Consider the following 24,642-nt stretch of genomic DNA (forward strand, 5'->3'; position numbering starts at 1 on the left):
CGACTCGGCGTGGACCCTGTCGCCGCGGCATCCGTCGACCCTAGGCTCGATCCGAGACGACCGCCGACGGCCGGAGGGGGAGCCGTGATCGATCCGACCCTGCTGAGCGTGCCCGACGGCGCGCACGACGTCACCGTCGTCGAGGCCATCGACGGGCTCAGTTACATCGACCCGAACGATCCGGCGATGCCGTCGTACCGGGTGATCGCGAACAACCGGCAGCCGGTCGCGCTGCGCGACATGATGATCGAGCCCGTGCGCACGGGCTACATCGGCGCGAACCACCCCAAGCCCGACCCGGCGCTCGTGCCGCCGACCGGCGCCGAGGCGGTGCCCGACGTCGACGTCACGGTCGTCTACCTGCCGGTGCGCGACGGCGTCGCCAGGGCGCAGGTGTACCGGCCCCAGTCGGCGGATGCCGCGGCGGAACTCCCGGTCATCCTGTACTTCCACGGCGGCGGGTTCACCGTCGGCTCGTCGGACGACACCGACTACCTCACGCGCAGGCTCGCGCACGACAACGGGGCGCTCGTGGTCTCGGCCGACTACCGCCTGGCGCCCGAGTACCCGTTCCCGACGCCGCTCGACGACGTGCTCGACGTGTACCGCTGGCTGACGACGGATGCCGCCCGCCTCGGCGGACGGGCCGACCGCATCGCCGTCGCGGGCGACTCCGCCGGCTCGAACTTCGCCGCCGCCCTGCCCCTGTACGCGGCGCACCACGACCTCCCGGCACCCGCCGCGGTCGTGATGCTCGGAGCGTTCGTCGACTTCGTGCAGGAGCGGTGGGACTCGTTCCAGAGGCTCGCCCCGCGGGGGATCGTCTACGACAGCCCCTTCTTCGGGTTCATCCGCAGCGCCTACCTGCCGACCACCCCGTGGACCGAGCCGCTGGCGAGCCCCATCTACGGCGACCTGTCGACGTACCCGCCGGCCTTCCTCGCGGCGGGCACGCACGACCCGATCGTCGACTCGGCGAAGGCGTTCGTCGACCTGCTCGACGGGCACGGCGTCGCGGCGGTCGGGTACTGGCCCGAGGGGATGCCGCACGGGTTCTACTTCTTTCCCGGCGTGCACCCCGAGGGCGACACGGCGTTCGACCAGGTGCGGGCGTTCCTCGCCGAGCAACTGACGTAGTCGGCTCGTGCGCCTGACGTAGCCTGCCCGGGCGACGCGGCCGCCGCGCGCTACGCGGTCGCCGGCTCGGGGGCTCCGGCGGCAGCCGACGCCGCCCGCACCGCGTCACGGACCTCCTCCTCGACGAGGTCGGCGTTGATCGCCGCGCCCGCCATGCTGCCCGCCGACATCGCGTACGACACCGACGAGCGGCCGTCGACGACGTTGCCGGCGGCCCACAGGCCCGGCACGCTCGTGCGGCCCATCGGGTCCACCGTCGCGAAGCGCCCGACCGGCGGGTGGTCGGCGAGCTCGGCACCGAGGGCGCGCAGCACGTCGTCGTTCGGCACGGGCCGCGGCCCGACGAAGATCACGTCGGCGGCCAGTTCGGCGCCGTCCTCCAGGCGGATGCCGCTCAGGCGACCGTCGCCGTCGGCGACCACGGCCACGACCCGCCGCGTGTCGATCGGGATGCCACGGGCGTCGAGGCCCGCGCGTGCGGCATCCGAGAGCTGGACGCCGTGGCCGAGGAACACGACGTCGGAGGTGAGCTGCCGCATGAGCTGCGCCTGGTGCACGTTGGCTTCGCTGGTCGCGAGCACCACCACGCGGCGGTCGCGCGCCTCCCACCCGTCGCAGTACGGGCAGAGGAACGCGCCGCGACCCCACTGCTCGGCCAGCCCCGGGATCTCGGGCAGCTCGTCGCGGAGGCCGCTCGCGACGAGCAGCCGGCGTGCGACGTGCTCCGAGCCGTCGCCGAGTGCGATCGTGAAGCCGTCGCCCTGTGCGGCGGCGGCCGTGACGACGCCCTCGCGGATCTCGACGCCGTCGTACCGCGCGAGCTCGGCGCGGCCCGCGGCGAGCAGGTCGATCGGCGAGGTGTGGTCGCGGCCGAGCACGCCGTGCATGTGGCCGGCGAACCGGCTGCGCGGCCGGCCCTCGTCGACCACGAGCACGCGGCGACGCGAGCGGCCGAGCATGAGCGCGGCGCTGAGTCCGGCGCTGCCGCCGCCGATGATGAGGACGTCCCAGGTGGTGTGCTGCATGGCTCGATGGTGCGCCGGTTCTCGCCGCAATGGCAAGATGGTTTGCCGGAGTGGCAAAGGGAGGGCGCATGACCGACGCGGACGACCTGGGGCGCATGCTCGACGGGGTGGCGCCGCGCCTTCGCGCGCTGCGCACCCGACGCGGGCTCACGCTCGGCGAGCTCTCGGAGCAGACCGGCATCTCGGTCAGCACCCTGTCCCGGCTCGAATCGGGAGGTCGGCGACCGACGCTCGACCTGCTCATCCGACTCGCCGCCGTCTATCGCGCGAGCCTCGACGACCTCGTCGGCGCGCCGCAGATCGCGGACCCGCGCATCCACCCCAAGCCGTTCTACCGGGACGGCAAGGCGATCATCCCGCTCACCCGCAGCAACCCCGACGTGGTGGCGTTCAAGATGGTGCTGCCCGGTCACTCGCCCGACGAGCCCGTCGCGCAGAGCGTCCACGACGGCTACGACTGGGTGTACGTGCTGAGCGGACGCATCCGCCTCGCCCTCGGCGACGACGAGCTCGTGCTCGAGCGCGGCGAGGCGGCCGAGTTCGACACGCGCACGCCGCACGGCATGGCGAGCGCGTCGCTCGAGCCCGCCGAGATCCTGAACCTGCTGAGTCCGCAGGGCGAGCGCGCGCACGTGCGCGGTGCGGGGGGCTGACCGCGGCCGGGCGGCCGGCCGGCGGCCGCGACCCGTCAGCCCACGCCGACCTCGCCCTCCCAGTAGCCGGTGCCGTCGCCCTCGGGCGACGTGATCTGCCACGGGACGGCACCCGCCTGCGCGTCCGTGCCGTCACGCAGCGCCGGATCGGCGAGCCGGGCGGCGATGGCCTCCGCCTCCGCGACGGTGACGCGGGCGATGTAGACCTTCGGATACCGCGGCCCCTCGAGCAGCACCTCGGAGTTCGGGTGGTCGCGCGTGATCGCGACCAGCTCCTCGATGAGGCGCGGCGAGGTCGCACCCTCGACGTGGGTGAACTTCAGCCACGGCTGCTCCGACCGCACCGAGAACGTGCCGCCCCGCTCGAACAGCGCCGTCTCCCGCAGGGCGGCGAACCGCTCCTCCACGCGGTCGGGTTCGAGCAGCGCCGCGAACGGCCAGCCGTCCACGACCGACAGCCCGACGACGCCGTCGACCTCGGCCGCCTCGAGCAGGGCCGCGAGCGTCGCGCGGGTCGCCGCGGCATCCGTCGCGGGCTGCACCTCGAGCGACCACCACGGGTCGGCGCTCCAGGCGGTGCCCGCCGCGGCGCCCTCGTCGCCGGTCGGACCGCCGGGCGGCTCGGCGCGCATCGTGATCGGGTCCTCCCACTCGAGGTCGCGCGCGAGGTCGGCGACGCCGTCGGATGCCGCGAGCACCGTCTCGGGGTCCGCCTCGCCGTCGACGGTCACGGTCGTGTAGCGCGGGTTCTCGTCGCGCGGCTCCATGCCGCCGATGTCGACGGATGCCACGCCGTCGAGCTCTTCGATCCCGTCGCGCAGCGCCTCCTCCCGCTCGACGTCGGTCATCGGCGTGGCCGGCGCCGGGTCGGTGCCACCCGGTGTGCACGCGCCGAGGCCCGCCAGCGCGAGCGCCGCGACGGCGGCTGCGAGTGGGATCCGGAGACGTCGCAGCGAGGTGTGGCGTGCGGTAGGGCGCATTGATCGAGCATGCGCGATGGTTCGCGGATCCTCAACTCGGGCGTCCCGGTCCGGGCGCCCGTCGCCTACTCGGCCGCCGGGGCGGCGGCGATGCGCGACGCGATCACGAAGTACGCGCCGGTCGGGTCGATCAGGCCCGCGCGGCGGCCGGACGGCAGGTCCCACGGCGGCACCACGAGCGTGGCGCCCGCCGCCACCGCCCGCTCGACCGCGGCCTCGACGTCGGCGACGCCGAACGCGACGCTCCACGCGGGCGGCAGGTCCTCGTCGAGCAGGTTGCCCGCGTCCAGGATGCCGGCGTAGTTGCGTCCGCCGTGGCGGTAGACCGCGGAACGCGGCTGTCCGTCGCCGTGCTCCACCTCCCAGTGGAACGCATGGCCGTAGAACCGCTCGGCCGCGTCGAAGTCGCTCGCGGCGAGCTCGAACCACACGGCCGTGTCATCCTCGCCGAACGACTCGAAGCCCGCCATGTTGCCCGGCTGCCAGTAGCCGACGACCGCGCCGGTCGCGTCGATCGCGAGGCCCATGACGCCCATGTCGGGGATGTCCAGGGGCTCGAAGAGCACGGTGCCGCCGGCCTCGCCGATCGTGCGGGTCGTCGCGGCGGCGTTGTACGTCAGCAGGTAGACCGTCCAGTGCGGCGGCGCCGGATCGGTGTCCTGGCGGCGAGCCGCGCCCGCGACGCGCTTGCCGTCACGGCGGAACGTCACGTACCCGCCGTACCGCTCCTCGTCGCCGCGCTCCGCCTCCCACCCGAACAGCTCGCCGTAGAACGCGATCGTCGCGTCGAGGTCGGTGGTGCTCACGTCCACCCAGGCCGGCGAGCCGGCGACGAGGTCTTCGGATCCGGGCATGGAGCCTCCCGTGTCGATCGGAGCGGACGGCCGACGGCCGATTCACGCCCGCCGCGAGGCGACGGGCGTGCTGATCGCGAGGCTAGCACCGCGGCATCCGTTCGCCCAGACCCGGCGCGCTCGGATCACGCGGTCGGCAGTGCGTCGAGCAGCCGGGCCCGCAGGGCGTTCGCCCGTTCGGCGAAGCCGCGGTGCCGCCGCACGTACTCGGCCTTGCCCTCGGGCGTCTCGATGCGCACGGCCTCGCCGCCCCAGGGTGCCATGTCGTACGGCGACGCCTGCATGTCGAGGTGACGGATGTCGCGTGCGAGCTCGAACGCGTCGAGCAGCACCTCGCCCGGCGCGAGCGGGCCGAGCTTCACCGCCCACTTGTACACGTCCATGTTGGCGTGCAGGCAGCCGGGCTGCTCGAGCTCGGGCTGCGTCTCGCGAGTCGGTGCGAAGCGGTTGCGGGGCACGGCATCCGGCGTGAAGAACCGGAACGCGTCGAAATGGGTGCAGCGGATGTCGTGCGCCTCGACCACGTCGTCGGTGCCCGCCTGCCCGAGCCGCAGCGGCACCGGATGCCGGTGCTCGCCCTGCCGGTACACCATCGCCCACTCGTGCAGGCCGAAGCAGCCGAACTGGGCCGGCCGGGCGGCGGTGCGCCGCAGGATGCGCTCGACGACGCCGAGCATCGCGCCCTTCTCGCGCCGCATCGCCGCATGGTCGACGACGAGGCTGCCGGATGCCGCACCCGGGGCGTACCATCGCCACTCGGCGCGCGGCGAGCCCGCGGCATCCGCCAGCTCGACCCCCGCACCCGGATGCCACCGGCGCAGCAGGCCGTGGGAGTAGGAGTAGTACGTGAAGAGGAAGTCCTCGATCGGGTGGGCCTCGCCGCGGAGGCGCCGCTCGCGGTGGGCCGCCGTGAGCGCGTCGGCGCGGTCGGCGTGCGCCTGCTCGCGCGCCAGCCACTCGTCGGCCTCGAGTACCGCGACGGCTGCGCGGAGCGCGGTCGGCTGTGCTGGCGTGGTCACCCGACGAGGATAGGCGGTCGACCCGGGAGCGGCCCGGCCGTCACCGGCCCACGGACCAGCCGAGGACCGCGAGCTTCAGCGCGAGGAGGAACCCGCCCACGGTGAGCGGGGTGGTCTCCCGGTCGGGCGTGACGAGCGACTCGCGCCAGACCCGCTCGATCGGGTACCCGATCGACATGATCGCGCCCAGGACGCCGAGCACGCGTGCCGCGAGCACCGGCGGCTTCGGCGCGACGAGCAGTGCCACGCTCGCGGCGCCCTGCACGGCGAGCATCGCGGTCGGCGCCGAGAGCGATGTGCCCTCGATCCAGTGGCGCCGCCGCATCTCGTCGACCGACCTGATCCGCACGCCCGGGACATCGCCGGGCAGCCCCTCGCGATAGGCCTTGCGCAGCCCGAGGATGCCGAGCACCAGCTGCGCCACGCCGATCGCCCCCACGATCCGCATCATGCGCACATGGTGGCACCGGCTCGCGCGCGCGGCAAGCCCGGCGGCCGTGCCCGGCCGGTCGTCGCCGGCCCGTCCGTCACGGACTGATGGAGTCGACGAACGCGTACGCCTCGCCGGCGATGGTGCGCCAGCGTTCCTCGCCCGCGTCGTACGGCACCACGGCCCACTCGCGCATCGGGCGGCCGCGCATGACCATCGGGTCGAGGCCGAGCTCGCCGATGCGCTGCTCGGGCAGCTTCACGACGAGGTCGCCGGCGGTCGACGCGAACGCGAAGAGCTTGCCGCGCACCGCGAGCCCCTCGGAGCCGAACATGCGCCGCATCGTGACATCCGCTCGCTCGAGCACGGCGGCGACCTCGGTCAGCCGCTCGAGGGCGCGTTCCCGGTCGGGATGGGGCTTCGCCATGGGCCGAGCGTACGCCCGCCCACCGACACGCTCAGGGCGTGCGTTCGACCGCGTTCACGCCGCGCACCATCCACTGCTCGGGGTTCGACAGCGGCTCGAACCCGAACCGCTCGTACAGCCCGTGCGCGTCGCCGGTCGCGAGGGCGATGCGCTTCAGCCCCAGCGGGTCGAGGTCGGCGAGCACGAACTCCACGAGGCCGACCCCCACGCCGCGGCCGCGCGCGTCGGGGCCGACGATGACGTCGCACAGCCACGCGAACGTGACGCCGTCGGTCACCACGCGGGCGTATCCGAGCTGGGCACCCGTCGCCTCGTCGTACGCGCCGTAGTTGCGCGAGCCCTCGATCGCGGCATCCTGCACCTCGCGGGGCCGGCCGAGCGCCCAGTACGCGTCCTCCGACAGCCAGGCGTGCACGCGCGGCCGATCGAGTTCGGCGGGATCTGACGAGAAGCGGATGCCACGGGCCATCCGCCGATTCTGCCAGCCCCCGCCCCGCCCGCCCCTGTCCCCGGCCCGCCCCGCCCCCTCGGCGGTGAGATGACGCGAACTGCTCCACGGCGCCCCCCCCCGGGCAGCGTTTCGCGTCATCTCACCGCCGCCGAGGGTCAGTGGTAGCGGCCGGAGTAGGCGTTGAGGGCTGGCTGGCCGCCGAGGTGGGCGTAGAGGACGTTCGAGTCCTTCGGGATGTCGCCGCTCGACACGAGGTCGATCAAGCCCGCCATGCTCTTGCCCTCGTACACCGGGTCGAGGATGACGCCCTCGAGGCGTCCGGTCAGGCGCATCGCCTCGTCGGTCGAGGCGACCGGGATGCCGTAGAGGTCGCCCGCCCAGCCCTCGAGGACCGTGATCTCGTCGTCGCGGAGGTCGCGGCCGACGCCGATGGTCTCGGCGGTGCTCCGCGCGATCCGGGCGACCTGGTCGCGCGTCTCGTCGATCTTCGCCGACGCGTCGATCCCGATGACCCGGCGCGGCCGCCCGCCGAAGTTGTGCTCGAGGTCGGCGAATCCCGCGATCATGCCCGCGTGCGTCGACCCGGTGACCGAGCACACCACGATCGTGTCGAAGAAGACGCCGAGCTCGGCCTCCTGCGCAGCGACCTCGTGGGCCCAGTTCGCGAAGCCGAGTCCCCCGAGCGGGTGGTCGGATGCGCCCGCGGGGATCGGGTACGGCGTGCCGCCGCCGGCTTCGACATCCGCGATCGCCTGCTTCCACGACTCGCGGAAGCCGATGCTGAACCCCGCGGGCGACAGCCGCACGTCGGCGCCCATGAGCCGGGACAGCATGATGTTGCCGACGCGGTCGTTCACCGAGTCGGGCCAGTCGACCCAGTGCTCCTGCACGAGCACGGCCTTCATGCCGAGGTGCGCCGCGACGGCCGCCACCTGCCGGGTGTGGTTCGACTGCACGCCGCCGATGGAGACGAGCGTGTCGGCGCCTTTCGCGAGCGCGTCGGGCACGAGGTACTCGAGCTTGCGGGTCTTGTTGCCGCCGAAGGCGAGGCCGGAGTTCACGTCCTCCCGCTTCATCCAGACGCGGGCGCCGCCGAGGTGGGCGCTCAGGCGGTCGACCGGATGGATCGGGCTCGGCCCGAACGTCAGCCGGTGGCGGGGGAAGTCGGCGAGGGCCATGGTGCTCCTTCAGTGGGTGGGGTGGTGGCGGAGTCGGCCTCGTCGTCGAGGTGGAGGAGGCGGCCGAGCGTCGACCAGTTCTCGTGCGTCGCCCGGGCCGCGTCATCCGCTCGCCCCTCGGCGCACAGCGCGATGATGCGGTCGTGGTCGGCGACCGAGCCGCGGCCGGCGAGCGAGCCGAAGCGTGCGCGTTCGAGGCGCCGCAGCAGCGGGGTGACCTGTTCGAGCAGGCCGGGCAGCAGCGGATTCGCGCTCGCCTCGACGGCGACCGCGTGGAACGCGTCGTCGGCGGCGATGGCCGCGTCGACGTCGTCGGCGCCGAGCGCGGCCGCGAAGCGCGCGTTGGCGTTGCTCATCGCCTCGAGGTCGGTCCAGGTGAGCTGCGTCACCGCATCGCGCACGGCGAGTTCGTGCAGCGACGCCGCGATGCGCTGCGCGGCGAGGGCCGTGCGGGTGTCGAGCGGCGCGACGACGGTCTGCTTGGCGCGGCGGGTGTGCACGAGGCCGGCGAGCTCGAGGCGCGCGATCGCCTCGCGGATGGGGGTGCGGCTCACGCCGAGCCACTCCTCGAGCTCGGGGTCGCGCAGGCGCTCGCCCGGTGCGAGGTCGCCCGACACGATCGCGTCGCGCAGCTGCGCGTAGGCGTAGTCGCGCAGCGACTTCGGTCGCTCGGCGGGCGAGCGGTCGGGCAGCGGCATGCAATATATTGCAGCGGATGCCGCGGCATCCGTCAACTCATCGGCGTCCCGGCGTCGGGGGTCGCGGCATGTCGGCGGGCGGGCGTACCGTGGGCGGCATCCGGAGCGTGGCATCCGCTCGACCGGGCGCCGACGCTCGACGCAGACCTGGAGGAACCATGGCCAACCTCGTCGTGCACTTCGAGATCCACGCGACCGAGCCGCAGCGGCTCGTCGACTTCTACAGCGAGCTGTTCGGCTGGCGGTTCAGCCAGTACGGCGACACTCCCTACTGGCTCATCGACACCGGTGAGGGCGCCATCGGCAACACGTCCGGCACCGCCGGCATGGGCATCAACGGCGGGCTCACGCAGCGCGAGGGGCCGCGACCCGAGCCGGGCGCGGCGATCAACGGCTGCAACATCGTCGTCGGCGTCGACGGCAGCGTCGACGACCTGATGCGCCGCGGCATCGAGCTCGGCGCCACCGAGGCCATGCCCGCCGAGGACATGGAGGGCATCGGTCGCGGCGGCTACCTCCTCGACCCCGACGGCAACCTGTTCGGCATGCTGTCGCCCGTGCTCTCCGACGGGCGCACGATGATGACGTAGGGCCCCGGGCAGGCGCCGGCGGGGCGTGCGAGGCCCGGCGGTCAGATCGTGCGGAGCAGCACGACCAGCGCGAGCACGATCGCCGCACCGAGCGCGGCAGCGGGCCCCGGTCCGATGGCCCCGCCGAGCGCGACGAACGCCACCGTGAGCGCCCCGACGAGCGCGAGCAGCAGCAGCCACGCGACCACCGGCGTCCCGACGAAGCGGCTGAACCATCGGAAGATCGAACCCGCGCCGCCGGGAGGCGGCACCGTCGTCGCCGTCTCCGTCAGGTACCCGGCGACCGCCTGCAGCCGCGCCGGATCGCGCAACGCCGCGCCGTGCCCGCCGGCGTAGGCGCGCGCCCCGTCGTCGAGGATCGACGGCGCATGCTCGAAGCCGGTCACGCCGGCCGTGCCGACGTCCGAACTGCCGAGGCCGCGAAGCCACGAGCAGAGGATGCCGACCGGCACATCGCGCGTCGACCGGTCGTTCCGGACCGCCCCGGGTCGCCAGGCGGACCCATAGCTGCCGATCTGGCGCCGATCCACGAGGCCCTGCCAGTCGAAGTCGCGGGGCAGGACGGTCCCCGCGAGGTAGATGCGGCGGAACCGCATCGCCGGGACGCGGCTCATCGCCCGGGCCATCATGTAGGTCCCGTTGCTGTGGCCAGCGAACGTGAACCGGTCGGGGTCGCCGGTCGCGTACGCGTCGCCGTACAGCTTCAGGAACTGGTGCACCTTCCGGTTGCGGCTGCCGGGGAGGGCGAACTCGAGCGCGCTGAAGAACCCGGTGTCGGGCCGGACGAAGCGCACCTCGCCGGTCCCGGTCATCGTCTGGATGTACGACGACAGGTCCTGCACCCAGTGCTCGTAGGCGGATGCCCGGATGCCGTGCAGGACGAAGAACGTCGGGGAGGTGGAGCGCCCCGCGGGGGCTCCGGACGCCTCGTCCGGGCGCCCGAGGATCGCGGACTGCAGCTGCTGGAATCGTCGCTCCGGGTCCGCCGCCGTGGAGAGGTCCACGAGGCCCGCGTGGGTCGCCCCCGGGACCATGACCTCGACGGTGTCCGGCATGTACCTCGAGTCGAGGATGTCCTCGCGCGTGACCAGATCGTCGCTCGTGCCGAGGACCTGTACGACGGTCGGGCGGTCCTCGAGCCGGCGGAAGGCGTCCAGCCATCGCAGGCGGAGGTCGGTGATCCAGTAGCCGCCGGCCTCGACGCGTTCCACCGCGTAGTCCGCGAACGGGGTGGCCAGCGCGTACGCGAGGCGCCAGGCGAGCGGCGTGCCCTTCGCGTTCCAGCGGAAGCCGGCGTTGGGCGAGCCGAGCAGGACTATGCGGCGGACGATCGCCGTCCAGGGGCGGGGCGCACCGTCGCGGCCGCCCACGTCGCGGAGGTACGCCGCTCGCGCGAGCACGCCTCCGAAGCTGTGCCCGACGAGGATGATCTCCTCGGGCCGCTCGACGTCGACGCTCAGCTCACCCGACCAGTCGCGGAGATGCGCCGCGAGATCGTCGACGATCGCATCGAGGTCGGCCCGGCTCGTCGCCGTCTGACCATGACGGAACACCTCGAGGCGCCAGGTCGGCCCGAGGTCGGAACGGAGCCGCTCCAACAGGTCGTCGTGCGGCGCTCGGCTTCCTCGCCTCCGCGCGCTCGGCAGACCCGGCACGAACACGAGCAGCCCGCGCTTCTCGCGCTCCGTCTTGAACGCATCCATCGTCGACCCCCGATCCGGAGTCCGGGCTGCCCGCAGGGTACCGCGGCGGCCCGCGGTCCGGCATCCGTGCGCGCCCTGATGACGGCGACGCGGTAGTGTTCCGCATCGGCGCTGGACGTCTGCGGCGCCGACGGGAGGAACGAGTGACGACCAGCGACGCGCAGGGCGGGCAGCCCGCGGCATCCGCCGGCGGTGCCTCGGCGTCGGGAGCCCCGGCCTCGGTGAAGGTCGGCGTCGTCACGCTCGCCGCGATCGTCGTCGGGTCCATGGTCGGCGCGGGCGTGTTCTCGCTGCCGAGTCGCTTCGCCGAGCAGACCGGCGTCGTCGGCGCGCTCGTGGCCTGGGGCATCGCCGGGCTCGGCATGCTCGCGCTCGCGATCGCGTTCCAGCGGCTCGCCGTCCGGCGGCCCGACCTCGACGCGGGCGTCTACGCCTACGCCAAGGAGGGCTTCGGGGAGCTGCTCGGCTTCTTCTCCGCGTTCGGCTACTGGGCGAGCGCATGCGTCGGCAACGTCACCTACTGGGTGCTGATCATGTCGACGGTCGGCGCGGTCGTGCCCGCGCTCGGCGACGGCGACACGGTGCTCGCGATCCTCGTCTCGTCGGTCGGGCTGTGGGGGTTCTTCCTCCTCGTGCGGCGGGGCGTGCGCGAGGCGACGGCGCTGAACCGCATCGTCACGATCGCGAAGCTCGTCCCGATCCTCGTGTTCGTGCTGCTCGCCCTGTTCGTGTTCGACCCGGAGGTGTTCGCGGGCAACCTGTTCGGCAGCGGAGCGGCCGGCGGCGCGGCATCCGTCGACGGGGCCACCCTGTTCGAGCAGGTGCAGGGCACGATGCTCGTCACCGTGTTCGTGTTCCTCGGCGTCGAGGGGGCGAGCGTGTACTCGCGGCACGCCAGGCGGCGAGCGGATGTCGGCCGGGCGACCGTGTTCGGCTTCCTCGCCGTGTTCGCGGTGTTCGCGTCGGTCACCATCGTCTCGTACGGCGTGCTGCCCGCCGCCGAGCTCGCGTCGCTGCGCCAGCCGTCGATGGCGGGCGTGCTCGAGGCCGCGGTCGGCACGTGGGGTGCGGTGCTCGTCAGCATCGGCCTGATCGTGTCGGTGCTCGGCGCCTACCTGGCGTGGACCCTCATGGCCGCCGAGGTCGTCTTCATGGCCGCCCGCGACGGCGACATGCCGCGGGCGCTCGCCCGGCAGAACGACCGCGACGTGCCCGTCGGGGCGCTCCTGGCCTCCACGGTGTTCGCGCAGGCGATCCTCGTCGTGGCGTACTTCTCGACCGATGCGTTCGACTTCGCGCTCGACATGACGAGCGCGCTGGCGCTCATCCCGTACCTGTTCGCGGCGGGGTTCATGCTGAAGATCGCCGTCGGCCGGCGCGCGCCCGGGGCCCGAGGTCGCGCCGGCGACGTGGTGATCGGCGTGATCGCGACGGTGTACGTGGTGTTCCTGCTGCTGGGCGCCGGCCTGACGTACGTGCTGGTCTCGTTCATCGTGCAGGCGCCCGCGACGATCCTGTTCCTGCTCGCCCGACGCGAGCAGGGGCGACGGATGCTGCGCCCGGGCGAGGCGGTCATCCTCGCGCTCGCCGTGGCGGCGGCCGTCGTGGGCGTGGTCGGGCTCGCCACCGGGTGGATCGTGCTCTGACGCGCGCGGCGTCGGCGTCCCGCTCCTCGAAGGGACGCGACACGCCGTCGGCGCGCGAGCACGCGCGGCGTGTCGGGTCCCCTCGAGGGCGTTGCGCAACCCGGTGCGCGTGTCGGCGGGCGGTGCGAGGATGAGCGCGTGCTGCTCGATGAGCTCGTCGCGACCGCTGAACGCGTCGCCGCCACCCGGTCGCGCCTGGCGAAGGTCGACGCGCTCGCCGAGGTGCTCGGCCGTCTCGAGCCCGACGAGATCGCGCCCGCGGTCGGCTTCCTCGTGGGCAAGGCCCGTCAGGGTCGCGTCGGCGTCGGGTGGCGCGGCCTCTCCGGGGCGATGGGCGAGCCGGCGGATGCCGCGTCGCTGACGATCGCCGACCTCGACGCCGCGCTCGACGAGCTCGCCGCGGCATCCGGTGCCGGCTCGACCGCGGCGCGGGCCGCCACGTTGCGCGACCTCGGCTCGCGAGCGACCGGCCGCGAACAGGACTTCATCACGCGGGTGCTCCTCGGCGAGGTGCGCACGGGCGCGCTCGAGGGCGTCGTGACCGACGCGATCGCGCGGGCCGCCGACCGACCCGGTGAGGTCGTGCGCCGTGCGGCGATGCTCTCGGGCGACCTCGGCGAGACCGCCCGGCTCGCCCTCACCGGCGCGCCGGGCGAACTCGAGTCGGTCGGGCTCGTCGTGGGCCGGCCCGTGCAACCGATGCTCGCGGCATCCGCCCCCACCGCGGCCGCGGCGATCGAGCAGGTCGGCGAGGCGTCGGTCGAGTACAAGCTCGACGGCGCGCGCATCCAGGTGCACCGGTCGGGCGACGAGGTGCGGGTGTTCACCCGCAACCTCGCCGACATCACGCACCGCGTGCCCGAGGTCGTCGAGGTCGCGCGCGGCCTGCCGGTGACCGACGTGATCCTCGACGGCGAGACGCTCTCGCTCGACGAGGACGGCGGGCCGCGGCCCTTCCAGGACACCATGGCGCGATTCGGCGCCGACGTCGCGCGCGAGGTGCTGCTGCATCCGTGGTTCTTCGACGTGCTGCACGTCGACGGGCGCGACCTGCTCGACGAACCCCTGTCGGCGCGGCTCGGCGAGCTCGAGCGCATCGCGGGGCCGCACCGCATCCCCGGCGAGGTGACCGCCGACCCCGAGTCCGCCGAGCGCATCTCCCGCGAGGCGCTCGCGGCTGGGCACGAGGGCGTGCTCGTGAAGGGCGTCGAGTCGCCCTATGCGGCCGGGCGGCGCGGCTCGAGCTGGATCAAGGTGAAGCCCGTGCACACCTACGACCTCGTCGTGCTCGGCGTCGAGTGGGGGTCGGGCCGACGCACGGGGTGGCTGTCGAACCTGCACCTCGGCGCGTTCGACCCCGTGGGCGAGTTCGGCGAGCCGGGCGGGTTCGTGATGGTCGGCAAGACCTTCAAGGGCCTCACCGACGAGCTGCTGCGGTGGCAGACCGAGCACTTCGCGCAGCTCGAGACGCGGCGCACCGCGTCGACCGTGTTCGTCGAGCCGACCACGGTCGTCGAGATCGCGATCGACGGCGTGCAGCGCTCGACCCGTTACCCCGGCGGCGTGGCCCTGCGGTTCGCGCGCGTCAAGCGCTACCGCGACGACAAGCCCGCGGCCGAGGCCGACACGATCCAGACGCTGCGCGGACTGCTGCGCGGCTGAACGAGGGGAGCATCCGGATGGCAGACCGACCGGGACGAGTGCGCCAGCTGCGGCTCGTCGTCGAGGCCGACGACTTCGAGTCGGCGCTGCGCTTCTACCGCGACGTGCTGGGCATGCCCGAGTCCGAGGCGTACAGCGGTCCGGATGGCGCGGAGGTGGTGATCCTCGACGCGGGTCGCGCGACGCTCGAACTCTCGAACCCGGCGCAGGTGCGATTCATCGACCGCGTCGAGACCGACGGCGGCCGCAGCGACCACCTGCGGGTCGCGCTCGAGGTCGACGATGCGGCATCCGTGGCCGACGAGCTCGTCGACGCCGGTGCCGACCTCGAGGCGTCCGCGCGCGAGACGCCGTGGCGGTCGGTCAACGCTCGGCTGCGCGGGCCGGCGGGCGTGCAGCTCACGATCTTCCAGGAGCTCGACTGATCCGGCTCAGTCCTCCATCTGGATGCCGGTGACGGGCACGCCCGCGCGGTCGTAGACGAGCGCGACGGCACCCTTCGGGAAGGCGATCGGCGGCTGCGCGAGCGTGAACGCGGCCGGTACCGTCCCGGTGTCGAAGAGCCGCTTCCCGCTGCCGAACGCGATGGGGTAGAGGTACAGGTTCAGCCGGTCGACGAGGTCGGCCGCGAGCAGCGACCGGGCCAGGTCGCCGCTGCCGATCACGTGGATCTCGTCGAACCGCTCCTTCAGCGCGGGCACCTCGGCCGCGACATCCGTCACCACCGTCGTGCCCGCCCACGACGGATCGGAGAGCGTGCGGGAGGCGACGAACTTCGGCACCCGGGCGAACTTCTCGCCGACCTGGGACTCGACGTGCTGCGGCCAGTAGTCGGCGAAGATGTCGTAGGTCCTGCGGCCGAGCAGCAGGGCGTCGAGGCGGTCGATGCCCGCGCCGATGACGGTGCCCGACTCGTCATCGAGGTACGGCGCCTGCCACCCGCCGTGTGCGAAGCCGCCCGACGGGTCCTCCTCAGGGCCGCCCGGCGCCTGGTAGACCCCGTCGAGCGTGATGAACAGGTCGACTGCGAGGATGCCCATGGGTGCTCCCTTCCGCGCGTCACGCTAGCGAGCGCGCGGGCCCGCGTCGAGGGGTCCCGAATGCATGAGAATCCGTCCGATGCGGCTCCCTGCGGGCCCTTCGGACGGATCCTCATGCATTCCGACGCGGCGAGGCCCGCGGTGCACGTGCACCGCGGGCCTCGTGGCATCCGTCGACGTCGTCAGCGGGCGGCGACCAGCCGCACGCCCGCGACGAGGAGCGGGGCGTAGCAGGCGAGCGCGACGAGCACGCCCACGGGGCCGAGTCCGAACGCCGGGAGGACCCACGGCAGGAAGCCCAGCGGGGCGATCCACCACGACACGGCCTTCGCCCGGGCGAGCGCGAGCGAGAGCAGGCCCATGCCGAGCAGGCCGCCCGCCATCCCGGTGTACTGCCAGATCGCGACCGTCCACTCCTTGGCCGCGGCGTCCATGGTCACGGCGTCCTCGATCGGCAGGGTGTTCCCGGCGCTGACGAGGAACCAGTCCGAGAGCAGCAGACCCGACATCTGGATGGCGCCGAAGGCGAGGATGATCGCCGCGATGGGCAGGAAGACCCGCCCGCGGCCGGCGCGGATCAGGCCGAGCGAGGCGATCGCGCCGAACGCGAGGGCGACCCAGCCGTAGTGCAGCAGGTTCGCCGACCAGAGGCTGAGGGCGGGGTCGGCCGCGAGCGACTCGATGTAGCCGGCGGTGCCCGGTGCGGTCTGCTCGGGCGAGGTGAGCATGCCGCCGGTGAACAGCAGCGGCGCGGCGATCAGGCCGAGGCCGCCGAGGCGCTGCAGCCGGTTCGGGCGAACCGGGCCGAGGTCGGCCGAGGTGATGCGGGTCCGCTTCGAGCGAACGGATGCCGCGGGCGTCGGGGCGTGGCCCGCCTCGGGGGCGGTGCCGGGGGCCGGCGCGGTCGTGGTGGCGGGTGTGAAGTCCATGGCGGTGCCTTTCGGAATCGGGATCGTGCGGTGATCCCAATCTCCGGGTCGGCCGACCCGGGCCCACAGGGTGCGCCGTCCCGCGGATGTCCCGAGTCGAGCCCGGGACACCCGGCGCCTCGGCGCTCAGGGGCGGCCGAGGCCGGCGCCGCGGGCCCGCACGATCGCCTCGGCGCGGTCGGCGACCTGCAGTTTCGCGAAGATGTTCGAGACGTTGTTCCGGACGGTCTTCGGCGACAGGAACAGCGCCTGGGCGATCTGCGGGTTCGACCGACCTGCGGCGAGGAGGTCGAGGATCTCGCGTTCGCGCGCGGTGAGCTGGGGGAACACCTCCGCCGCCGGGGCGCTCGCCGGCCCGGCCGCGAAGAACTCCATCACGCGCCGGGCGATCGCCGCGCCGAACACGAGCTCGCCGCGCGCGGCGGCATCGATCGCCGAGCGGATCTCGTGCTGGCTCGCGCCCTTCACGAGGTACCCGCGCGCACCGGCGCGCATCGCGGCGAACACCGTCTCGTCGTCCTCCGACATCGTGAGCACGACGACGGCCAAATGCGGATGCCGCGCGGCGATCTCGCGGGTCGCCGCGATGCCGTCGAGCTTCGGCATCTGCACGTCCATCACGACGACGTCCGCCTCGGAGGACTCGACGACCGCGAGCGCCTCCTCGCCGTCGGCGGCGGTCGCGACGACGTCGACGCCGTCCAGCGACTCGAGCAGCATGGCGAGGCCGTCCCGGTAGACGGGGTGGTCGTCGACGAGGATGACGCGGATGGGCTCGTCAGGCATCAGCGGGGGCCTCCAGGTGCTCGGGGGTGGTCGCGGGGCGCCCTGCGCGGCGCGGGTCGGAGCCGAGGCCGGCGCCCGGCTCGGGGCGGGGCTCGGGGTCGGCGCTCGACTCGGCGACGGGCTGCGATGTGAGCGGCAGCGCGGCCCGGATCTCGGTGCCGCCGCCGTCGGCCGCGACGATCTCGAGCGTGCCGCCGAGCTCGTCCGCGCGCTCGCGCAGCGAACGCAGGCCCACGCCGGGCACGGCGTCGGAGGGGATGCCGGAGCCGTCGTCGCGCACGGTGAGGCGCAGCATCCGGTCGTCGTGTTCGAGGCGGACCTCGACGAGCGCGGCGCCCGAGTGGCGGCGCGCGTTGGTCAGTGCCTCCGAGACGATGCGGTAGGCGGCGACCTCGGCCGCGGGCGGCAGGTCGCGGAGCAGGTCGCCCTCGACCCGGACGACGAAGCCCGGCCCGGTGAGGCGGTCGGCCTGCTGCCGGAGGGCCCGGACCAGCCCGACGTCGTCGAGTGCCGGTGGGCGGAGGTCATGGACGATCCGACGGATCTCGTCGATCACCGCGGACTGGTCGTCGATCGCGGCGTCGACGAGCGCGAGCGACCGCGACGGATCTCGCCCGGCGAGGTTGCGGGCCGCCTCGAGCCGCAGCTTGACCCCGCCGAGCAGGGGCCCGAGCCCGTCGTGCAGGTCACGGCGCAGCCGCGACCGCTCCTCCTCGCGGGCGACCACCAGCCGCTCGCGGATCGCCTGCAGTTCGCGGCCCAGCTCGGCGTTCCGGATCGCCGCCGCGGCGAGCCGGACGAGGTCGCCGAGCAGCCGACGGTCGCGCTCGGATCCCACGGGCCGCCGGCCCGGCTCCATCCGGATGCGGCCGATCACCTGCCCGCCGTGGTCGATCGGGATCTCGACGGGCCGCGCGGTCGGCGTCCCGTGCTCCGCGACGAGGGGCACGGCATCCGTCGCCGTGCCCGCCGGTCGATCGAGCTCGACCCGCACGTAGGGCGACGCGAACGCCTCGGCGACGGCCGACGCGAGGTCGTCGAGCTGCGCCCGCGCGTGGGGCGACCGATCGAGGCGGTCGCCGAGCGAGGAGACCACGGCGTACGGGTCGGCGCGGCGCCCGTTGACGAGCCGGTTCGCGAACGCGAACAGCCGACCGCGCAGCGGCGCGTACGCGATCGTGACCGCGACGACCGCGAGCAGCATCGCCACCCGGTCGTCGATCGCGCTGCCCACCAGCAGGACGACCAGCACGTCCACCGCGACGATGGCGGCGATGAGCATCGCGTAGACGAGCGTCCACGACAGCAGTCGGTCGATCTCGTAGAGGCGGTAGCGCGCCACCGCGACGACCACCGCCGCGCTCATGAGCCCGATCGTCACCGCGAGCAGCACGTCGACGACGACGGTCGGCACGAGCGGGTAGATGAGCAGCGAGCCGACGAACACGACGCCCGACCACACCAGCCAGCGCAGCTGCGCCCGCTCCTCGGCGCTCGCGCGGGACCGTCGACCGACGCAGACGACGAGCGAGAGCACGAGGCTCGCCGCCAGGCACGGGAGGGCGGCGCCGAGGATCACCGACCACGCGGCGTCCGGGAGCGGGAGGTCGGTCGACCACGACCCGAACGCGCCGAGCAGCGCCGCGCGCTCCAGCTCGTCGGCGACCAGTGCCGCGGCGGGCGCGAACAGGAACGCGAACGGCATGACGAGGGCCAGGCCGATCGCGACGACCGAGACGACCCGCCATGCGCCGCGGCGCAGCCGGCCGTCGGGGAACAGCACGAGCAGGAGCACGATCGGCAGGAGCAGCACCGACCCGAGCCGGGTGAAGAACCAGAAGGCCGGCGGCGCCCACCACGCGTCGCGGTCGGTGTACCAGGCGAGATTGACGGCCGCCGAGGCGAGCCCGTCGACGACCCACAACGTGCCGAATCCGGTGAGCACGACGGCGATCGGATGCCACGGCAACCGCCACAGCAGCAGGGCTCCGGGCACGAGCATCGCCACGCCCGGCAGCACGCCCGACCAGCCCGGCGACATCGGCGGGTCCGGATGCTCGGGCAGCACCCGCAGGTCGATCGCGATCGCCGCGATCGCCGCCACCGCGGCCACGACGAACGCGACGACGGTCGCGATGCGACTCGAGCGGAGCGTCATCCGCTCATCGTCGCAGCCGCCGTGTCCCGCTGTCACGGGACTCCTGTCCCGAGTCCGCGAGAACGGATGCCGCGGCCCCCGACGGTCCGGCCGCGCGGCATCCGCTCAGTCTCCCCGCCGTAGGCTGGAACCCATGCGCCTCGCCCTCATCCGCCACGGACAGACCGACTGGAACCTGAACGGGCTCATGCAGGGGCGCACCGACATCCCGCTGAACGACACGGGTCGTGCGCAGGCCGAGGCCGCCGCGGCGCTCCTCGACGCCGCCGAGTGGGACGTGGTCGTGAGCTCCACCCTCGGGCGTGCCCGCGAGACCGCCGAACTCCTCGCGCGCCGGCTCGGGCTCCCCGTCGCCGGTGCGTACGACGACCTCGTCGAGCAGGACTTCGGCGCCGCCGAGGGCACGCTCGTCGCCGAGATCGACGCCCGCTGGCCGGGCCGCGCGTTCCCGCGCAAGGAGGCCGACGAGCACGTCGGACCCCGCGGCATCCGCGCGCTGGAGCGCATCGCCGACGAGCACGCCGGTGCGCGCGTGCTCGCCGTCGCGCACGGCACGCTCATCCGTCATGTGCTCGCCGAGATGAGCGGCCACGACGCCCGGCACTACCCGCGGCTCGACAACCTCTCCGTCTCCGAGGTGCGGCGAACGGATGCCGCGTGGCAGGTCGTGACGGTCGGCGGCAGGTCGTTCGCCGAGGTGCGCGAGGCGCTCGACGCGGCCGCCGACCTGGTGCGGCTCGCCGGCTGAGGTTCCGCCCCGCCCCCTCCGGGGCGATACTGCTCGGGTGTCGACGATCGACGCCGGCCCTCGTCCGCGGCGCCCGGGAGGACCGGGACGCCCGAGCGCGCGCGCCGTGGTGGCAGCGGCCGCCGCGGCGGTGCTGGTCGCGATCGCGGTCGTCGCGGCCATCCTGCTCGCCCGGCAGGAGTCGGAGTCCGGGGCGGCGGAGCGGCTCGCGCGGGCCGGTGCCGCGCATGCCGCCGCCGCGGGCGAGGTCGAGCGGGCACGTGACGACCTGGACGAGGCGCTGGACGCCGCGACGACCGCCGCCTCCCTCGCCGCCGAGGTCGCCGAGGTGCCTGTCGCGCACGTCGGACCCGAACCGGAGGCGTCGTTCGCCGCGGCCGTCGCCGAACTGGCGGCGCGGATCGACGCGGCCGAGGCACTGCCCCGCGTGGAGCCGGAGGTGCCGGCCGCGGTGCGCGAGGGTGAGGCGGAGTCGGCCGGCGACCTCGACGCGACGACCCGGCTGCTCGAGGCCGAGACCGCGGGACTGGCCGAGCATGCGGCCGACCTCGGCACGGCGCAAGACGGCCTCGTCACCGCGGTCGCTGACGTCGACGCGACCGGGGCCGACCTGCTCGCCGCCGTCCCGTCGGCCGCGGGCGCGCTCGAGGCGGCGCACGAGTCGGCGCGGAACCTCGAGCGACTCGCGCTGCGCGAGGCCACCGCGATCGTCGAAGCCGCCCGCTGGGATTCCGGCGCCGCCGACGCCATCGCCCGGTACGTCGCCGCCGCCGAGGCGCTGATCGCCTCGCACGACGCCGAGGAGGCCGAGAAGGCGGGCCCGCTCTACGACCGCAGGAAGCAGGTCGAGGCCTTCGCGCGGGAGCTCTCCGGCGGCCTGCCGCTCGAGTTCGACTGGGAGACGATCGTCCTCGGCTACGGCACCGACGGAACGTACGCCGGGCGGGCGACCTGGGACGTCGCGGGCGGGGGCATCGCCTCCCTCACGTTCAGCCACAGCGTCGCGGAGCTCTGGGACGCCCCGGGCGTGCGGGCGCTCGTCGCGCACGAGGTCGGCCACGCCATGACGGGCCGGTGCCTCGGCGAGATCGTGCCCGACGAGCTCGCGTACGGCGACGGCAACGAGGCGTGGGCGACGGCGTGGGCGATCAGTCGGGGGTACACCGGCGACGGGAGCGGCGAGTGGATCTACGGCCGCCCGGGCGACGACGTCATCGCGCTGGCGGCGCAGTGCCGGTGAGCCGCCGCACCGACGCGCGTCGGACCGATGCCGTCCGTTCTCCGAACGGACGTACAATCCGAAAATGGAGGCACCGGGAAGCACCACCCTGGTCGTCGTCGGCGAGGAGGCGACGACCGCGATCACGTCCCTCGCCGGCCTGCCGAACGTCGAGTCCGCGTCGTTCGCCGCGATGACGGATGCCACCGACGCGGAGGTCGTCACCTGGACCACGACGTCGCACGCGCCGTATGTCGTCCACGACCGCGATCCGCTCGGGCACGTGGCCTCCGCGTGGGTCGAGTTCTACGACGAGCGGTCCACGCTCGGCGTGCTGGAGCTCGAGATCGAGCAGCTCGTGCGTGCGGTCGATCGGCACGAGATCCGCGTGCCCGACTACTACGTCGTGCTCGAGCCCGAGTCCATCCGCGGCACGTGGCTGCACTGGTGGCTCGGCGTGCTCGCGTCGGCGTCGCCCAACCGGGTGATCCCGTGGGCGCCGGGCGACGCGTCGCTCGCCGCGCTGATCCGGGGACTGCCGACCGCGCGAGCCTGGCCCGACGTGCACGAGTGGCTGCCGGGCGTCGTCACGGCCGTGCCCGATCGGGTGGGCCTGGAGCCGCCGGCCTAGGTCACGCGGCGCCGCGGGCCGTCGGCGAGAGGTCGAGCGCCTGGTCGCGGAGCAGGTCGAGCGCGTGCTGGATGGCTCCGGTCGCCACGCACGCGTCGCCCAGGCGCGACGGCCGCAGCTCGGGTGCGGCGGGGTCGTCGCTCGCCGCGAGGAGCGCCGCGGTCCGGTCGACCACGATCGGCATGGCGGTGGCCGCGGCGCCGCTCACGATGACCCGGTCGACGTCGAGCAGGTCGCTCAGCACGAGGCAGATCCGGGCGAGGCGGGCGGCGAGGCGGTCGACGATCTCCACGGCCGCCGGGTCGCCGGCGTCGGCGGCGCGCGCGACGTCGGCCTCGGTGAGGGCGTCGGGGTCGAGGCTGCCGAGCGGGCCGTCGGCCGGCAGCCCGTCGCGGATCGCGTCGACCGCCCAGCGGCGGGCGAGCAGGGCGAGGCCGTCGGCCGAGCCGACGCCGTCGACGTGGTCGAGGAAGCGGAGCTCGCCCGCACCGCCGCGGCGGCCGCGGACGAGTCGGCGGTCGATCATGAGGCCGGCGCCCATGCCCTCGCCGACGATGAGCGCGATGAACGAGTCGACGTCGAGCCCGCCGCCGAGCGGCACCGAGGCTTCGGCGATGGCCGCGAGGTTGGCGTCGTTCTCGACCACGACGATCGCCGCCGTGCCGCGGAACTCGTCGGCGTAACCGGGATTGGTGAGGCTCCAGAACGGGTTCTCGGCGGGGGAGACGCCGTCCGCATCGACCGGGGCGGGGACCGCGACGGTGAGCGCGAGGAGTTCCGACTCCGAGGCGCCCGCGTCCTGCAGCGCCTCGTGCAGCGTGCGGCGGGCGAGCTCGCGACGTTCTGCGGCATCCGCGAGCCGTTCGATGCGGCCCGGGCCGGCGGCCGGGATGGCGGCGGCGCTGCGGCCGACGACGTTCCCGCGGAGGTCGGCGACGGTGGTCGAGACGTGGTCGTAGCCCGCGTCGATCCCGGCGACGAGGGCGGCGCGCTCGCGGAGGGCGTACCGCCGGGCGGGGCGGCCCTTGGTGTACGCGCCGACGGCCCGGGCGTCGCCGAGTTCCTCGAGCCAGCCCTGCTGCACGAGCTCGTCGCACACGCCGATCGTCGTGGAGCGCGTGAGGCCCGTCGCGGCCATGACGTCGGTCGCGGTGAAGGCGCCGGCGCGCCAGGCGTGCTCGAGGACGCGTCGGGCGTTCACCCGACGGAGTACCTGCGGCGACGTCGCCGCTTCGATCCGATCCACTGCTTGACCTTTCCTCGAGTCTCCGTCATTATTTACGACAACAAGTAAATCTACACTCTAAATTTACTTCCGTCAGGGTCGACGCGCTGCGAGGGCACCGGGCGGTCCCACGGACTCGAAGGAGACGACGTGCCAGCATCCCGCCCCGCCACCGGCCGCCGCCCGCGGCGCCGCACCCGTATCGCGGTCGCGCTCGCCGGCGTCCTCGCCACGACGCTCGCCATGTCGGCATGCGCCGGCCCCGGCTCGACCGGGCCCGCCGAGATCACGTTCCACATGTCCAAGCCCGAGGCCATCCCCTACTTCCGCGACCTCGTCCGCCAGTTCAACAGTGAGCAGTCCGACGTGCGCGTCACCCTCGACACGGCCTCGAACCTCTCGGCGGGATTCCTCCGCGGCAACCCGCCCGACGTCGGGCTCCTGAACTACAACATGGAGATGGCGCGCTTCATGGAGCGCGGCGCGCTGAGCGACCTGTCCGACATGCCCGAGGCCGACCGCATCCGGCCCGACGTGCAGGAGCTCGTCGACCAGTACGCGACCTACCCCGGCCGCACGAGCGTCCTGCCGTACTCGGTCGCCGCGGCATCCGTCATCTACAACGTCGCCATGTTCGAGGAGCAGGGCCTCGAGGTGCCCAAGACCTGGGACGAGTTCGTCGAGGTGTGCGAGACCCTCGAGGCGGCCGGCATCACGCCGATCTACAGCACGTACAAGGATCCGTGGACGGTGGGGCAGGGGCTCTTCGACTACACCGTCGGCGGCAGCATCGACGTCGCCGGGTTCTACGAGCAGATGAACGAGCTCGGCACCGAGGTCGGGCCGGACTCGCCGGTGTCGTTCCAGAAGACCCTCGCCGAACCGGTCGAGCGGATGCTGCAGATCGCCGACTACTCGCAGCCCGGCGCCGAGAGCCGCGGCTACGGCGACGGCAACGTCGCCTTCGCGAACGAAGAGGCGGCCATGTACTTCCAGGGGCCGTGGGCGCTCGGCGAGATCGCCAAGACCAACCCCGACCTCGAGCTCGGCACCTTCCCGCTGCCCGTGACCGACGACCCCGACGACCTCGAGGTGCGGGTGAACCTCGACCTCGCCCTGTGGATCCCCGAGTCCGGCACCGACCAGGAGGCCGCGCGCACGTTCGTCTCGTACCTGATGCAGAAGGACGTCATGGACGACTACAACGCCGCCTTCCTCGGCTTCGGCACGACGACGGATGCCGCGCCCGTGACCGACGAGCGGATCATCGGCATGCAGGAGTACTACGACGACGGCCGGTTCTACCAGGGCCCCTCGCGCGCCATCCCACTCACCATCCCGACCGACAACTACATCCAGTCCATGGTGACCGGCGGCGACCCGCAGCGGATCCTCGCCACCCTGGACGCCGACTGGGCCCGCCTCGCGCTGCGCGGCTGACCCGGCGAACCGA

At 73.7% G+C, this 24,642-nt stretch carries 25 protein-coding genes; 10 read left to right on the forward strand and 15 right to left on the reverse strand.

The features are described 5' to 3' along the window. The first annotated feature begins 84 nt into the window (after window positions 1-84). The gene (locus RH861_RS04990; RefSeq protein ID WP_310520035.1) at window positions 85-1,137 is read left to right on the forward strand and encodes an alpha/beta hydrolase; all 1,053 of its coding nucleotides are present in this window, start codon (window positions 85-87) and stop codon (window positions 1,135-1,137) included. Window positions 1,138-1,187: 50 nt separating this feature from the next. On the opposite strand, the gene RH861_RS04995 is transcribed toward RH861_RS04990, so the two are convergent. Next, the gene (locus RH861_RS04995; protein WP_310520036.1) at window positions 1,188-2,162 is read right to left on the reverse strand and encodes an NAD(P)/FAD-dependent oxidoreductase; all 975 of its coding nucleotides are present in this window, start codon (window positions 2,160-2,162) and stop codon (window positions 1,188-1,190) included. A 68-nt stretch (window positions 2,163-2,230) separates the two neighbouring features. Here RH861_RS04995 and RH861_RS05000 point away from each other — a divergent pair, with 68 nt between their 5' ends. Then, window positions 2,231-2,815, forward strand: coding sequence for a helix-turn-helix domain-containing protein (locus RH861_RS05000; RefSeq protein WP_310520037.1), 585 nt, complete (start codon window positions 2,231-2,233; stop codon window positions 2,813-2,815). A 35-nt stretch (window positions 2,816-2,850) separates the two neighbouring features. Here the strand turns inward: RH861_RS05000 and RH861_RS05005 are convergent, their stop codons facing one another. The 8 genes from RH861_RS05005 to RH861_RS05040 form a co-directional block, all read right to left on the reverse strand. Beyond that, window positions 2,851-3,795, reverse strand: coding sequence for a hypothetical protein (locus tag RH861_RS05005; RefSeq protein WP_310520038.1), 945 nt, complete (start codon window positions 3,793-3,795; stop codon window positions 2,851-2,853). 65 nt (window positions 3,796-3,860) lie between these two features. Then, the gene (locus RH861_RS05010; protein ID WP_310520039.1) at window positions 3,861-4,649 is read right to left on the reverse strand and encodes a VOC family protein; all 789 of its coding nucleotides are present in this window, start codon (window positions 4,647-4,649) and stop codon (window positions 3,861-3,863) included. Between the two features lie 125 nt (window positions 4,650-4,774). Next, complete coding sequence (locus tag RH861_RS05015; protein ID WP_310520040.1) at window positions 4,775-5,668, reverse strand: 3-methyladenine DNA glycosylase; 894 nt, start codon at window positions 5,666-5,668, stop codon at window positions 4,775-4,777. A gap of 40 nt (window positions 5,669-5,708) precedes the next feature. Next, complete coding sequence (locus tag RH861_RS05020; RefSeq protein ID WP_067946357.1) at window positions 5,709-6,119, reverse strand: hypothetical protein; 411 nt, start codon at window positions 6,117-6,119, stop codon at window positions 5,709-5,711. Window positions 6,120-6,195: 76 nt separating this feature from the next. Next, the gene (locus RH861_RS05025; protein ID WP_310520041.1) at window positions 6,196-6,525 is read right to left on the reverse strand and encodes a TfoX/Sxy family protein; all 330 of its coding nucleotides are present in this window, start codon (window positions 6,523-6,525) and stop codon (window positions 6,196-6,198) included. Between the two features lie 31 nt (window positions 6,526-6,556). Beyond that, window positions 6,557-6,994: a GNAT family N-acetyltransferase gene (locus RH861_RS05030; RefSeq protein ID WP_310520043.1), complete on the reverse strand. Its 438-nt coding sequence runs from the start codon at window positions 6,992-6,994 to the stop codon at window positions 6,557-6,559. A 137-nt stretch (window positions 6,995-7,131) separates the two neighbouring features. Continuing rightward, window positions 7,132-8,154, reverse strand: coding sequence for a 1-aminocyclopropane-1-carboxylate deaminase (locus RH861_RS05035; RefSeq protein ID WP_310520044.1), 1,023 nt, complete (start codon window positions 8,152-8,154; stop codon window positions 7,132-7,134). Then, a complete protein-coding gene (locus RH861_RS05040) occupies window positions 8,121-8,888 on the reverse strand; it encodes a GntR family transcriptional regulator (RefSeq protein WP_310520045.1) in 768 nt (255 codons plus the stop codon). The genes RH861_RS05035 and RH861_RS05040 overlap by 34 nt, the downstream gene beginning before the upstream one ends. Before the next feature lie 122 nt (window positions 8,889-9,010). On the opposite strand from RH861_RS05040, the gene RH861_RS05045 reads away from it, so the two are divergent. Beyond that, window positions 9,011-9,442 (forward strand): VOC family protein, encoded by a 432-nt coding sequence (locus tag RH861_RS05045; RefSeq protein ID WP_310520046.1) that lies wholly within the window; start codon window positions 9,011-9,013, stop codon window positions 9,440-9,442. 41 nt (window positions 9,443-9,483) lie between these two features. Here RH861_RS05045 and RH861_RS05050 read toward each other — a convergent pair whose 3' ends face one another. Next, entirely contained in the window at window positions 9,484-11,145 is a 1,662-nt protein-coding gene (locus RH861_RS05050) for an alpha/beta hydrolase (RefSeq protein ID WP_310520047.1), read from the reverse strand. A gap of 143 nt (window positions 11,146-11,288) precedes the next feature. Here RH861_RS05050 and RH861_RS05055 point away from each other — a divergent pair, with 143 nt between their 5' ends. The 3 genes from RH861_RS05055 (at window position 11,289) to RH861_RS05065 (ending at window position 14,878) form a co-directional block, all read left to right on the forward strand. After that, complete coding sequence (locus RH861_RS05055; RefSeq protein ID WP_374760947.1) at window positions 11,289-12,791, forward strand: basic amino acid/polyamine antiporter; 1,503 nt, start codon at window positions 11,289-11,291, stop codon at window positions 12,789-12,791. 138 nt (window positions 12,792-12,929) lie between these two features. Beyond that, window positions 12,930-14,453, forward strand: a complete 1,524-nt coding sequence (locus tag RH861_RS05060) for an ATP-dependent DNA ligase (protein ID WP_310520048.1) — start codon at window positions 12,930-12,932, stop codon at window positions 14,451-14,453. Window positions 14,454-14,470: 17 nt separating this feature from the next. After that, window positions 14,471-14,878: a VOC family protein gene (locus RH861_RS05065; protein ID WP_310520049.1), complete on the forward strand. Its 408-nt coding sequence runs from the start codon at window positions 14,471-14,473 to the stop codon at window positions 14,876-14,878. Between the two features lie 6 nt (window positions 14,879-14,884). On the opposite strand, the gene RH861_RS05070 is transcribed toward RH861_RS05065, so the two are convergent. The 4 genes from RH861_RS05070 to RH861_RS05085 all read right to left on the reverse strand — a co-directional run bounded on the left by RH861_RS05070 (window position 14,885) and on the right by RH861_RS05085 (window position 19,366). Further along, on the reverse strand, window positions 14,885-15,493 hold the full coding sequence (locus tag RH861_RS05070; RefSeq protein WP_310520050.1) for a dihydrofolate reductase family protein: 609 nt from the start codon (window positions 15,491-15,493) through the stop codon (window positions 14,885-14,887). A 182-nt stretch (window positions 15,494-15,675) separates the two neighbouring features. Next, window positions 15,676-16,422 carry a hypothetical protein gene (locus RH861_RS05075; protein WP_310520051.1) on the reverse strand — a complete coding sequence of 249 codons (747 nt, stop codon included), beginning with the start codon at window positions 16,420-16,422 and terminating at the stop codon, window positions 15,676-15,678. 126 nt (window positions 16,423-16,548) lie between these two features. Beyond that, on the reverse strand, window positions 16,549-17,208 hold the full coding sequence (locus RH861_RS05080) for a response regulator transcription factor (RefSeq protein ID WP_310520052.1): 660 nt from the start codon (window positions 17,206-17,208) through the stop codon (window positions 16,549-16,551). Further along, entirely contained in the window at window positions 17,201-19,366 is a 2,166-nt protein-coding gene (locus RH861_RS05085; RefSeq protein WP_310520053.1) for a sensor histidine kinase, read from the reverse strand. The genes RH861_RS05080 and RH861_RS05085 overlap by 8 nt, the downstream gene beginning before the upstream one ends. A gap of 133 nt (window positions 19,367-19,499) precedes the next feature. On the opposite strand from RH861_RS05085, the gene RH861_RS05090 reads away from it, so the two are divergent. The 3 genes from RH861_RS05090 (at window position 19,500) to RH861_RS05100 (ending at window position 21,964) form a co-directional block, all read left to right on the forward strand. Then, a complete protein-coding gene (locus tag RH861_RS05090; protein WP_310520054.1) occupies window positions 19,500-20,114 on the forward strand; it encodes a histidine phosphatase family protein in 615 nt (204 codons plus the stop codon). A gap of 37 nt (window positions 20,115-20,151) precedes the next feature. Next, on the forward strand, window positions 20,152-21,354 hold the full coding sequence (locus tag RH861_RS05095) for a hypothetical protein (RefSeq protein ID WP_310520055.1): 1,203 nt from the start codon (window positions 20,152-20,154) through the stop codon (window positions 21,352-21,354). Between the two features lie 64 nt (window positions 21,355-21,418). Continuing rightward, a complete protein-coding gene (locus tag RH861_RS05100) occupies window positions 21,419-21,964 on the forward strand; it encodes a hypothetical protein (RefSeq protein ID WP_310520056.1) in 546 nt (181 codons plus the stop codon). Between the two features lies 1 nt (window position 21,965). Here RH861_RS05100 and RH861_RS05105 read toward each other — a convergent pair whose 3' ends face one another. Further along, window positions 21,966-23,210, reverse strand: a complete 1,245-nt coding sequence (locus tag RH861_RS05105) for an ROK family protein (protein ID WP_310520057.1) — start codon at window positions 23,208-23,210, stop codon at window positions 21,966-21,968. A 129-nt stretch (window positions 23,211-23,339) separates the two neighbouring features. On the opposite strand from RH861_RS05105, the gene RH861_RS05110 reads away from it, so the two are divergent. After that, window positions 23,340-24,629: an ABC transporter substrate-binding protein gene (locus RH861_RS05110; RefSeq protein ID WP_310520058.1), complete on the forward strand. Its 1,290-nt coding sequence runs from the start codon at window positions 23,340-23,342 to the stop codon at window positions 24,627-24,629. Window positions 24,630-24,642 lie beyond the last annotated feature (13 nt).

It is taken from the genome of Agromyces indicus (assembly GCF_031432295.1).
GTDB lineage: Bacteria > Actinomycetota > Actinomycetes > Actinomycetales > Microbacteriaceae > Agromyces > Agromyces indicus.

Coding starts and splice junctions, on each gene's coding strand:
- RH861_RS05090 (WP_310520054.1), top strand. CDS start 19,500: ATGCGCCTCGCCCTCATCCGCCACGGACAGACCGACTGGAACCTGAAC.
- RH861_RS05025 (WP_310520041.1), bottom strand. CDS start 6,525: ATGGCGAAGCCCCATCCCGACCGGGAACGCGCCCTCGAGCGGCTGACC.
- RH861_RS05070 (WP_310520050.1), bottom strand. CDS start 15,493: ATGGGCATCCTCGCAGTCGACCTGTTCATCACGCTCGACGGGGTCTAC.
- RH861_RS05035 (WP_310520044.1), bottom strand. CDS start 8,154: ATGGCCCTCGCCGACTTCCCCCGCCACCGGCTGACGTTCGGGCCGAGC.
- RH861_RS05005 (WP_310520038.1), bottom strand. CDS start 3,795: ATGCGCCCTACCGCACGCCACACCTCGCTGCGACGTCTCCGGATCCCA.
- RH861_RS05045 (WP_310520046.1), top strand. CDS start 9,011: ATGGCCAACCTCGTCGTGCACTTCGAGATCCACGCGACCGAGCCGCAG.
- RH861_RS05020 (WP_067946357.1), bottom strand. CDS start 6,119: ATGATGCGGATCGTGGGGGCGATCGGCGTGGCGCAGCTGGTGCTCGGC.
- RH861_RS05000 (WP_310520037.1), top strand. CDS start 2,231: ATGACCGACGCGGACGACCTGGGGCGCATGCTCGACGGGGTGGCGCCG.
- RH861_RS04995 (WP_310520036.1), bottom strand. CDS start 2,162: ATGCAGCACACCACCTGGGACGTCCTCATCATCGGCGGCGGCAGCGCC.
- RH861_RS05085 (WP_310520053.1), bottom strand. CDS start 19,366: ATGACGCTCCGCTCGAGTCGCATCGCGACCGTCGTCGCGTTCGTCGTG.
- RH861_RS05080 (WP_310520052.1), bottom strand. CDS start 17,208: ATGCCTGACGAGCCCATCCGCGTCATCCTCGTCGACGACCACCCCGTC.
- RH861_RS05010 (WP_310520039.1), bottom strand. CDS start 4,649: ATGCCCGGATCCGAAGACCTCGTCGCCGGCTCGCCGGCCTGGGTGGAC.
- RH861_RS05050 (WP_310520047.1), bottom strand. CDS start 11,145: ATGGATGCGTTCAAGACGGAGCGCGAGAAGCGCGGGCTGCTCGTGTTC.
- RH861_RS05030 (WP_310520043.1), bottom strand. CDS start 6,994: ATGGCCCGTGGCATCCGCTTCTCGTCAGATCCCGCCGAACTCGATCGG.
- RH861_RS05100 (WP_310520056.1), top strand. CDS start 21,419: ATGGAGGCACCGGGAAGCACCACCCTGGTCGTCGTCGGCGAGGAGGCG.
- RH861_RS05065 (WP_310520049.1), top strand. CDS start 14,471: ATGGCAGACCGACCGGGACGAGTGCGCCAGCTGCGGCTCGTCGTCGAG.
- RH861_RS05075 (WP_310520051.1), bottom strand. CDS start 16,422: ATGGACTTCACACCCGCCACCACGACCGCGCCGGCCCCCGGCACCGCC.